The 8,465-nt window shown below is 70.0% G+C and carries 10 protein-coding genes and 1 pseudogene; 8 read left to right on the top strand and 3 right to left on the bottom strand.

Annotated features, from left to right (window positions below; genetic code table 11):
• Positions 1-238: pseudogene (locus AAC997_RS03660) on the top strand (hypothetical protein); the annotation flags it as partial.
• A gap of 91 nt (positions 239-329) precedes the next feature.
• On the opposite strand, the gene AAC997_RS03655 reads toward AAC997_RS03660, so the two are convergent.
• The gene (locus tag AAC997_RS03655; protein ID WP_340644344.1) at positions 330-1,352 is read right to left on the bottom strand and encodes a glycosyltransferase; all 1,023 of its coding nucleotides are present in this window, start codon (positions 1,350-1,352) and stop codon (positions 330-332) included.
• Between the two features lie 288 nt (positions 1,353-1,640).
• Between AAC997_RS03655 and AAC997_RS03650 the strand changes: the two genes are divergently transcribed.
• Together AAC997_RS03650 and AAC997_RS03645 are read left to right on the top strand one after the other, a co-directional pair.
• The gene (locus AAC997_RS03650) at positions 1,641-3,539 is read left to right on the top strand and encodes a methyl-accepting chemotaxis protein (protein WP_340644343.1); all 1,899 of its coding nucleotides are present in this window, start codon (positions 1,641-1,643) and stop codon (positions 3,537-3,539) included.
• 162 nt (positions 3,540-3,701) lie between these two features.
• Positions 3,702-4,259, top strand: coding sequence for a hypothetical protein (locus AAC997_RS03645; protein WP_340644342.1), 558 nt, complete (start codon positions 3,702-3,704; stop codon positions 4,257-4,259).
• Here AAC997_RS03645 and AAC997_RS03640 read toward each other — a convergent pair.
• Both AAC997_RS03640 and AAC997_RS03635 read right to left on the bottom strand, forming a co-directional pair.
• Complete coding sequence (locus tag AAC997_RS03640; RefSeq protein ID WP_340644341.1) at positions 4,240-4,863, bottom strand: methyltransferase domain-containing protein; 624 nt, start codon at positions 4,861-4,863, stop codon at positions 4,240-4,242. The two genes, AAC997_RS03645 and AAC997_RS03640, sit on opposite strands and share 20 nt — an antisense overlap.
• Entirely contained in the window at positions 4,860-5,387 is a 528-nt protein-coding gene (locus tag AAC997_RS03635; protein ID WP_340644340.1) for a phosphoglycerate mutase family protein, read from the bottom strand. Before AAC997_RS03635 ends, AAC997_RS03640 begins: the two co-directional genes overlap by 4 nt.
• 99 nt (positions 5,388-5,486) lie before the next feature.
• Here AAC997_RS03635 and coaD point away from each other — a divergent pair, with 99 nt between their 5' ends.
• From coaD to AAC997_RS03610, 5 genes are all read left to right on the top strand, one after another.
• A complete protein-coding gene (gene coaD / locus AAC997_RS03630; RefSeq protein ID WP_340644339.1) occupies positions 5,487-6,035 on the top strand; it encodes a pantetheine-phosphate adenylyltransferase in 549 nt (182 codons plus the stop codon).
• An 11-nt stretch (positions 6,036-6,046) separates the two neighbouring features.
• Positions 6,047-6,520 carry an HtaA domain-containing protein gene (locus AAC997_RS03625; protein WP_340644338.1) on the top strand — a complete coding sequence of 158 codons (474 nt, stop codon included), beginning with the start codon at positions 6,047-6,049 and terminating at the stop codon, positions 6,518-6,520.
• Positions 6,521-6,817: 297 nt separating this feature from the next.
• The gene (locus AAC997_RS03620) at positions 6,818-7,063 is read left to right on the top strand and encodes a type II toxin-antitoxin system prevent-host-death family antitoxin (RefSeq protein ID WP_340644337.1); all 246 of its coding nucleotides are present in this window, start codon (positions 6,818-6,820) and stop codon (positions 7,061-7,063) included.
• The gene (locus tag AAC997_RS03615; protein WP_340644336.1) at positions 7,060-7,494 is read left to right on the top strand and encodes a type II toxin-antitoxin system VapC family toxin; all 435 of its coding nucleotides are present in this window, start codon (positions 7,060-7,062) and stop codon (positions 7,492-7,494) included. Before AAC997_RS03620 ends, AAC997_RS03615 begins: the two co-directional genes overlap by 4 nt.
• 290 nt (positions 7,495-7,784) lie before the next feature.
• The gene (locus tag AAC997_RS03610) at positions 7,785-8,366 is read left to right on the top strand and encodes a hypothetical protein (RefSeq protein WP_340644335.1); all 582 of its coding nucleotides are present in this window, start codon (positions 7,785-7,787) and stop codon (positions 8,364-8,366) included.
• Positions 8,367-8,465: the final 99 nt, after the last annotated feature.

The following is an 8,465-nucleotide window of genomic DNA, read 5'->3' as shown; positions in this document are numbered from 1 at the left end:
GGCCCGCCCCGCCCCCGCCGCCGTGAGCGCCGAGGGTTCGGGTCAGGACGCCAGCGCCGTGATCCCCGCGACGCCGCAGCCCTATTCCGGCTCGGCCCAGACCTCGGCCTCGACGCCTGCGCCTCTGACCATCGTGGTTCCGCCTGTGACGGCGGCCCCCGAACCGGTCAACCCGGCGCCGGCCGAAGCCTCTCCGGACTCGGCTCAGCCCGAGGCGGCCACTATTCCCGTCCCGTAAGGGTCACTTGAGCTCCAGGGCTGGAGCCTCCCCTCTCACCAGCCCTGACAAACTTGGCGGCGCCTCCGGGCGCCGCCTTTTTTCTTGGGCGTCAGCGGACCGCCGCCATCGCCCGATAGCGCGCCGCCGCCTCTGGAGGCCCGAAGGTCTCGTAGAGGATGGCCAGGTTGTGCGCCGCCATGAAGCTGCCCCGGCCGCGGACCGCGCCGTCCAGGTGCGGCTGTTCGCCGATCTCCAGACAGGTTTTCCAGGCCGCCTCGGCCACCGGCAGCAACTCGGCCACCGCCCGGAGCGGATCGGCCATCGCGCAGGCCAGGTAGAGATCCCCCACCGCGAAATGGAAGTCCGGCGACCTGGACCAATCGGCGCGTTCCGCCTCCGCGACCCCCCGCGCCGCTTCCAGTTGGCCGTCGTCCTTCAACGCCGTGATCGCGCGAACCACCAGTCCGTGGCGCCACGGAACCTGCGCCGGCGCCAGCCGCAGCGCCTCGGTGAAGCACAGGGCCGCCTGGGGCGGATGACCCCGCGCCTGGTGTTCCTTGGCGAGTTGGAACCAGAGATAGGGGTCCTCCGGATGGTCCTGCAGGTCGGCCATCAGCAGGACCTCGTTGCGATCCCCCTTGCGCGCCAGGCTGTCGGCGGAAAACCCGTCGTGCCCCAGCAGCAGCGGCAGGCGCACCCCACGGTCGAGCCCCACAGGCTGTTCGTGGATACGGCCTTCGTAGCGGACGCCGCGGGGGAGCACGCGCGGGATCCATGTCTGGGCCACCGCCTCGTCGGCCAGATGGTTGTCGCGGCGCACCCAGCCCATCGCGTCGGACTCCAGGGCGGCCAGCGCTTCGCCGCCGCTCTCGATCCACTCGTCGGCGTCCAGCACCAGGTTCCAGGCGGCTGGCGAGAGATCCAGCGAGGCGTTGCGGGCGGCCGCGAAGTCGTCGCACCAGACGAACTCATGCACCTGCGCGCCACAGGCCCGGGCGATCTCCCGGGTGCCGTCCACAGACCCGGTGTCCAGCACGATCATCAGGTCGACATGGGGCGCCGCACTGTCGAGCGCCCGGGCGATCTGGTGGGCTTCATCCCGCGCGATCATCACCAGGGCCAGGCGGGTCATTGTCGTCTCCGAAGTCGCGCCGACCATGAGAGGGTCAGGGTTAATCGGCGCTTACGGTCGCCCCGTCACGCCAGCATGCCGTAGGGGAAGCACGAAGTCGGGCCGGGGTCAGCGCCTCAGGCGCACAGGTCGCCTGGCCTCGGTCGGCCCCGCCTGGGCTCGCGATGGACCTGCGGCGCGCTGTCGCAGGCGCCCCATGGTCAACCGCCGGTAACCATTCGGTCAGCGCACTCAAGGTAAACGCGAGATCGCCGGCGACGCGACGCTGGCCGGAAGGCGCAACCTGACATGTCACTCAACAACCTCAAGATTTCCCGCAAGCTCACCGCAGGCTTCGCCGCCGTGACCGTGACCATGGCCGGGATGGGGGCCGCCACCTTCCTGTCCTTCCAGTCCCTGGAGACCGCCCGTCGGGAGACCGACGAGAGCCGCCAGACCATCCAGATCCTCAACGAGGCCAAGTTCTTCCTGGCCCGGCAGGAGAACAGCTATCGCGGCTTCCTGCTGTCGGCGAACCCCTACTATGTCGAGCGCATCGCCAAGCACCGGGCCAACTTCAAGGCGCGCCTGACCGCCGCCGCCCCCCTGCTCTCCGACAGCCCCAAGGATCTGGAGACCCTCGCCGCCATCGGCGCCGCCGCCGACCGCTGGCACAGCGAGATCGCGCAGGCCGGCCAGGTCCTGGCCGCCGATCCGGCCACCCGACAGCAGGCCGTGGACATGATCTCCCCCGACGGCGCCGCCGACGGCCTGATCGCGCCGGCCGAGGACGGCATCGAGGCCATCTTCGACAGCGAGACCAAGCGCCTGGCCGGCCTCGCGGCGTCTCAGACCGCCATCACCCGCGGCGCCTATATCAGCCTGACCCTCGGCCTGGTCCTGGGCCTGCTGATCGCCGTGGCGGTCGGGCTGTGGCTGACCCGCGCCATCGCCGGCCCCGTCAACGCCATGACGCGGGCCATGCGCAAGCTGGCCGGCGGCGACTTCACCGTGGAAATTCCCGCCCAGGGCCGCCGCGACGAGGTCGGGCTGATGGCCGAGGCCGTGGCCGTCTTCAAGGACGCCGGCATCGAGAAGCTGCGTCTGGAGGGCATGAGCGCCGAACAACGCCGCGCCGCCGACGAGGAACGCGCCCGCACCGAGGCCGCCAAGGCCCGCGCCGCCGCCGAACAGGCCGCCGTCGTCACCGCCCTGGCCGGCGGGCTGGAGCACCTCAGCCGCGGCGACCTCACCCACCGCATCGCCGAGGCCTTCCCTGAGGACTACGCCAAGCTGAAGAGCGACTTCAACGCCGCCATGGCGCAGCTTCAGGACGCGATGACCGTCGTGGTCGGCAATGTCCGCGGCATCCGCAGCGGCTCGGGCGAGATCACCACGGCCACCGACCATCTGTCGCGCCGCACCGAGCAGCAGGCCGCCAGCCTGGAGGAAACCGCCGCCGCCCTGGAGCAGATCACCGCCACCGTCAAACGCTCGGCCAGCGGCGCCATCACCTGCGCCCAGGTGGTCCACGACGCGCGCGACGACGCCCAGACCAGCGGCGACGTGGTGCGCCAGGCCGTCGCGGCCATGAGCGCCATCGAGGGCTCGGCCCGCGAGATCAGCGCCATCATCGGCGTCATCGACGAGATCGCCTTCCAGACCAACCTCCTGGCTCTGAACGCCGGGGTCGAGGCCGCGCGCGCCGGCGAGTCCGGCAAGGGCTTCGCCGTCGTCGCCTCCGAGGTTCGCGCCCTGGCGCAGCGCTCGGCCGACGCCGCCAAGGAGATCAAGGCCCTGATCGGCGCCTCCTCGCGCCAGGTCGAAACCGGCGTGAAGCTGGTGGGCCAGACCGGCGAGAGCCTGCAACGGATCATCGACAAGGTGGCCGACATCGACAGCCTGGTCACCGAGATCGCCGCCGGCGCCCAGGAACAGGCCACTGGCCTGGCCGAGGTCAGCACCGCCGTGAACCAGATGGACCAGATCACCCAGCAGAACGCCGCCATGGTGGAGGAGAGCACCGCCGCCAGCCACGCCCTGCGCAACGAGGCCGACGTCCTGGCCGACTCCATCAGCCGCTTCCAGACCGGCGCGCCCCTCGAGGTGGAGCGGCCCCGCCCCAAGACCGCGACCGCCATGAAGACCGTCAGCCGTGGCGGCGGCGCCGTCCGCAAACCGGACGCCGAGAGCTGGGAAGCGTTCTAGGCGGACTTCAGCGGGCACGGAGACTGGAGCGCGTCAGGGTCAAGCGGACTCCGGTTAACCCGTCCGACGCGCTCTATCTTCTTGGAGTTAGAGCCTCGGGTCAGATGATTCCATCCGCCTGAAAAGGCTCTAGGCTGAGGCCCAGACTCCGAAAGGTCCCTCATGCGCGGCAGCCCGCTCTTCGCCCTGATACTCGCTTTGGCCGCCGCCCCTGCCGCGGCTCACGCACAGACGCCCGCCGGCGCCTTCTTCACGAGCCTGACACGGCTCTGCGGCCAGACCTTCTCTGGAACCGTCGTGGAGAGTGACGCCACGGCCGACGCCGCCATGCGCGAGGCGACCCTGACTATGACGGTCGCGTCCTGCGCCGCTGACGAGATTCGCATCCCCTTCCATGTCGGCGCCGATCACTCCCGGACCTGGGTTGTCACGCGCCTGCCCGGCGACCGACTGCGCCTGAAGCACGACCACCGCCACACCGACGGGACGCAGGACGAGGTCTCGCAGTATGGCGGCGACACCACCGGCCCCGGCGCCGCCGACCTGCAGAGGTTCCCCGCCGACGCGCAGTCCATCGCCCTGTTCACGCGCACCGGTCGCGCGGTGTCCAACACCAATGTCTGGTCCCTGGGCCTCACGCCCCAGGTCTTCACCTACGAGCTGGCGCGTCCCGGCCGCCTGTTCCGCGTCGCCTTCGACCTCAAGTCGCCCGTCCCATGACCACCGTCAGGGGATCGCTGGCGGCGCCGTCCTTCAGCCGATGGACCTCGAGGCCTGTGAACCCCGCCGCCTCCAGATAGACTTCGATGAGCCGGGCATGGCCTTGCGGGCCGAGGGTGCGCCAGACGGCGACGGCCTTGGTGGGAAAGCAGCGGTTGGAATAGCTCACCACCAGGGGCGCGCCGGGCCGCAAGGCCCGCCCGACCTCCGCCAGCACCGCCACCGGCTGCTGCAGGTACTGCACACCGACGCAGATCATGGCGGCGTCCAGGCTGGCGTCGGCCAGGTCCAGGCGCGGCGCCCGGTTCAGGTCCTGCACGAACCCTCGCGACAGCCGCGGATTGGCCGCCAGCTCTTCGGTGTTCATCCCGTGGCCGATCACCTCGCCATAGACGACCTCCGGCGGCAGGTGGCTGACCCAGCTGCTCATCAGGTCCAGCAGCGCCCCGCCCGGCGGCAGCACCACCCGGTAGAAGTCGGTCAGGGCGCCGATCGCCGCGTCGTCGATATGGGTCTTCAGCCGAGCCTCGGCGTAGAAGGCCGCGTCATCCCCGCTGTCCTCCTTGGCGAAGGCGCCGGGCGGCAGGTGGGACAAGGCGCTCATGTTCCGCAGCCTTCGCTTTGCGCGCCGTAGCGGGTGTGGATCACCCGTGTCGCGGCGCCATCCAACACCAACACCGTCATCCTGTCGTACTCGCAGTCGCGGGGCGCCACGGCGCGCGTATCCCCCAGCGTCCGCGCGATGTCGGCCACGGTGTTGCTGTGCCCCACGATCAGCACCGTCTCGGCGCGACCCGCCTTGCGCGCCGCCTGCGCCACCCGCTGGGCATGGGCCGCGTCGCCGCCGTCGAATCCGACCGCCACCACCGCGATCCCGGCATCCCTGGCGGTGGCCCCCGCCGTCTGCTGGGTGCGCTTCAGCGGGGTCGCCAGCACCAGGCTCACCTTCGCCCCGCCAAGCGCCTGGGCCAGGGCCTCGCCCCGCGCCTGACCGGCGGCCGACAGGTCGACGTCGCCGGAGGGGCCGGCCTTCTCCCCGTGACGGACGATGACCACCGTCTGGGCCTGGGTCGGAAGGGCGATGAGGGCGGCCGCCAGGGCCAGCGGGATGAGGCGATGAATCATCATCTGACCTTAGCGTGAACGCCGCGCGCGCGCCTCGGGCTTGCGCATCGCCCCCGCATCGCGGAACTCTCCGCCCTCAGATGCCGGTTCGAGGTCCTTCACATGCGTAAGTCCGGCGCCACCAAGGCGCTCTATGCGGGGTCCTTCGATCCGGTCACCCGCGGCCACCTGGACATCATCGGCAAGGCGCTGAAGACCTTTGACGCCGTCCACGTCGCCATCGGCACCAACGTCCGAAAGGGGCGCACCTTCGGGGTCCAGGAAAGCCGGCGGCTGATCCTGGATTCCATCACCGAGCTCTGGCCGCAGGCCGCCAATTCCGACGCCCCCGACAGCCTGTTCGGCGGCGCCCTGGAGGTCGGCGACTACGCCAACCGCAGCCTGATCGGCTACGCCAACGAGATCGGCGCCACGCACATCGTGCGCGGCCTGCGCGAGGCCAGCGACTTCAACGACGAATTCAACCTGCACGGCGTCGCCGGCCGCATCGACCCCCGGGTCCTGATGGTCCACTTCATCTGTGAATCCCAGTTCCTTCACGTGTCCTCCAGCACGGCCAAGGAACTGAGCTTCGTGGGCGAGAGCATCAGCTGGCTGGTCATGCCCTGCGTCGAGACCGCCTTCGCCGCGCGCCGCGCCGCCCAATCCTGAGGAGAGCCGGAATGCCCACCATCAAGACCCTCAGCTGGGGCGTGAAACAGAGCTTCCGGGGCTATGTGGCGGGCGCGGGCGGCAAGACGCAGCTCAGCGACGGCGCCGCGCCCACCGCCGACGGCGGCTTCCTGTTCACCGCCGCCCCCGACAGCACCCTCACCCTCGACGAGGGTGGCAAGCTGACCGGGCGCGGGACCTTCCTGGGCGTCGTCCAGTTCGAGGCCCACGGCGGCATGCTCAAGGTCTGCCTGGCCGACCCCATTCTCGAGATCACCGAGGCCGGCGCCGTCCTCACCGTCGCCGACCACGTGAGCCGCACCTACCGCCTGGAAGCCGCCAAGCTCGACCTCGGGGCCGCCACCACCGAGCCTTCCGGCGACGTGGTCCTCCCCGCCGCCCTGATGATGTTCGGCTGCCAGTGGCTGGGCGACCACTACCCGGCGGGGACCCCGCTGGATGCGGTGCGGTTGGCGGTGGGCTAATTGATCGTGAGCCATCGATGCGCGTGCCGAAAATGCGCACAAACCCCGCTCATCCCGGCGAAGGCCGGGACCCAGATTCATCCTGGACGGCGGGACCTGATCCGACTCCGGCGATCGGGTTTGCGTGAGATGGGAGTGGGTTTTACCTGGATCCCGGCCTTCGCCGGGATGTGCGGATAGGGGCTTAACAGCTCGCGCGCACTTCTGAGGCCTGCGGCCTCGATGGCCGCCAGCGAACCCCATTGATCGTCCGAACTATATGGCTATTATTATAGTCATAATTTGGAGAAGGGTCCCGTGACCACCTACAGCGTCGCCGACGCCAAGAACGGCCTGCCTCGGCTGATCGACCGCGCCCTGGAGGGCGAGGAGGTCATCATCTCCCGGCACGGCAAGGCCGTCGCCGAACTGCGCCCGGTGGCGCGGGAGGATCAGAAGGTCTCCACAGCCAGCTATACGTGGCTGAAGGCGCGCCGGCTGAAGCGCAAGGGCGTCGGCCTGACCTCCGTGGAGCTGCTTTCCCAGCTGTACGACGAAGGGTGAGCGCCTATCTCGACGCCAGCGCGATCCTGCCGATCCTGATCGAGGAGCCGGGAAGCGCCCTGGTGGATCGCTTCATCGCCGACGCGGGCGAGGCTCTGGTGGTGAGCGAATTCGCCGCCGCCGAGGTGGCCTCGGCCCTGTCGCGCCTTGTTCGCACGGGCCTGCTGGACGCCGCCGACGCCGCGACCCGCCTCGCCGACTTCGACGCCTGGCGCGCTGTGGCCACGGTGGACATCGACCTCCAGGCCTCCGACATCCGCCTGGCCCACATCTTCGTCCGCCGCTTCGACCTGATGCTCCGCGCCCCCGACGCCCTGCACGCGGCCATCTGCCGTCGCGGCGACCTTAGACTGGTGACCCTTGACCATCGCCTGGCGACCGCCGCCGGGGAGTTGGGCATCCAGGCCGAACTTCTGGCGGCTACCCGCTAACCTCTGCTCGGTCCGCGCACCTTGCTGGGCGACCGCTGCCGATGACCGCAGCCTATCTCACCAATGTCCGTCATCCCCGGGCTTGTCCCGGGGACCCATGATCTCCGCCTCAACGCAGGGCGCGCGGCGGCGCCTCAGACGCTTGCTGAACAACGGAGATCATGGGTGGCCGGGACAAGCCCGGCCATGACGATCAACGCGTGGAGACGCGAGCCACAGGCTTGCTGCGCGCGCATGCTCGTGCCTGATTGTCGGGAAACGACGGAGCGCGACGGCAATCAAGGATACTTATGACCAACTCCTCCGATTGGAACGCTTCCCGCACCGGCCGCCGTAAGCGCGTAACCTCTGTCGCAGCCCTCGTGGCGCTCGCCCTAGCCGCCTGCTCGCCCCAGCCCACCTCCAAGCCGGCTGAACCTCCCGCCGCGACAATCGCGCCGGGCGTGCCGCCAGCTACCCCTAAGCCAGAGACCGCTCCCACCGTCGGCGGCGACAGCTCGCCCATTCGCCTGAGCGCGCTCTCGAACGCCGACCTGCAATCGGCGGCGCTCCAGGGCGAACTCGGATGCAGCTTCTCCACGCCGACAGCCTCGCCCCTGCTGGTGGCGATGGGCGTCGTCGCCTCCAAGACGCCGGCCCAAGGGGTGGTGAAGGTGCTGGACTCTATGGAGCGGGTGACCGCCCCCGGCGGCTTCGACGCCATGCTGAAGGGCGCGGTCTTCGCGGACCAGGGCAAGACCGTCACCATCGCCCTGACCGGTGCGGCCCCGGTCGGCGGCGGCGAGTCCCCCGGCTATCCCGCCACCCTCACCTACGACCGCGCCGACGGCGCCCGCCTGACCCTCACCGGCCTCTGGACCTGCGGGCCGTAGGCCTTGTTCGGGAACGACGAACCGAACTCATGACGTCCAACGGGCCTGCCGAACCCCTGAAATCTAGTCATCCCGAGACAATCTGGGAGCGCGGAATCC

The organism is Phenylobacterium sp., from assembly GCF_037968635.1.
GTDB lineage: Bacteria > Pseudomonadota > Alphaproteobacteria > Caulobacterales > Caulobacteraceae > Phenylobacterium.
Note: the sequence above shows the minus strand (reverse complement) of the source record. Positions and strands in the feature narration are given on the sequence as shown.

Coding starts and splice junctions, on each gene's coding strand:
- AAC997_RS03655 (WP_340644344.1), bottom strand. CDS start 1,352: ATGACCCGCCTGGCCCTGGTGATGATCGCGCGGGATGAAGCCCACCAG.
- AAC997_RS03650 (WP_340644343.1), top strand. CDS start 1,641: ATGTCACTCAACAACCTCAAGATTTCCCGCAAGCTCACCGCAGGCTTC.
- AAC997_RS03645 (WP_340644342.1), top strand. CDS start 3,702: ATGCGCGGCAGCCCGCTCTTCGCCCTGATACTCGCTTTGGCCGCCGCC.
- AAC997_RS03640 (WP_340644341.1), bottom strand. CDS start 4,863: ATGAGCGCCTTGTCCCACCTGCCGCCCGGCGCCTTCGCCAAGGAGGAC.
- AAC997_RS03635 (WP_340644340.1), bottom strand. CDS start 5,387: ATGATGATTCATCGCCTCATCCCGCTGGCCCTGGCGGCCGCCCTCATC.
- coaD (WP_340644339.1), top strand. CDS start 5,487: ATGCGTAAGTCCGGCGCCACCAAGGCGCTCTATGCGGGGTCCTTCGAT.
- AAC997_RS03625 (WP_340644338.1), top strand. CDS start 6,047: ATGCCCACCATCAAGACCCTCAGCTGGGGCGTGAAACAGAGCTTCCGG.
- AAC997_RS03610 (WP_340644335.1), top strand. CDS start 7,785: ATGACCAACTCCTCCGATTGGAACGCTTCCCGCACCGGCCGCCGTAAG.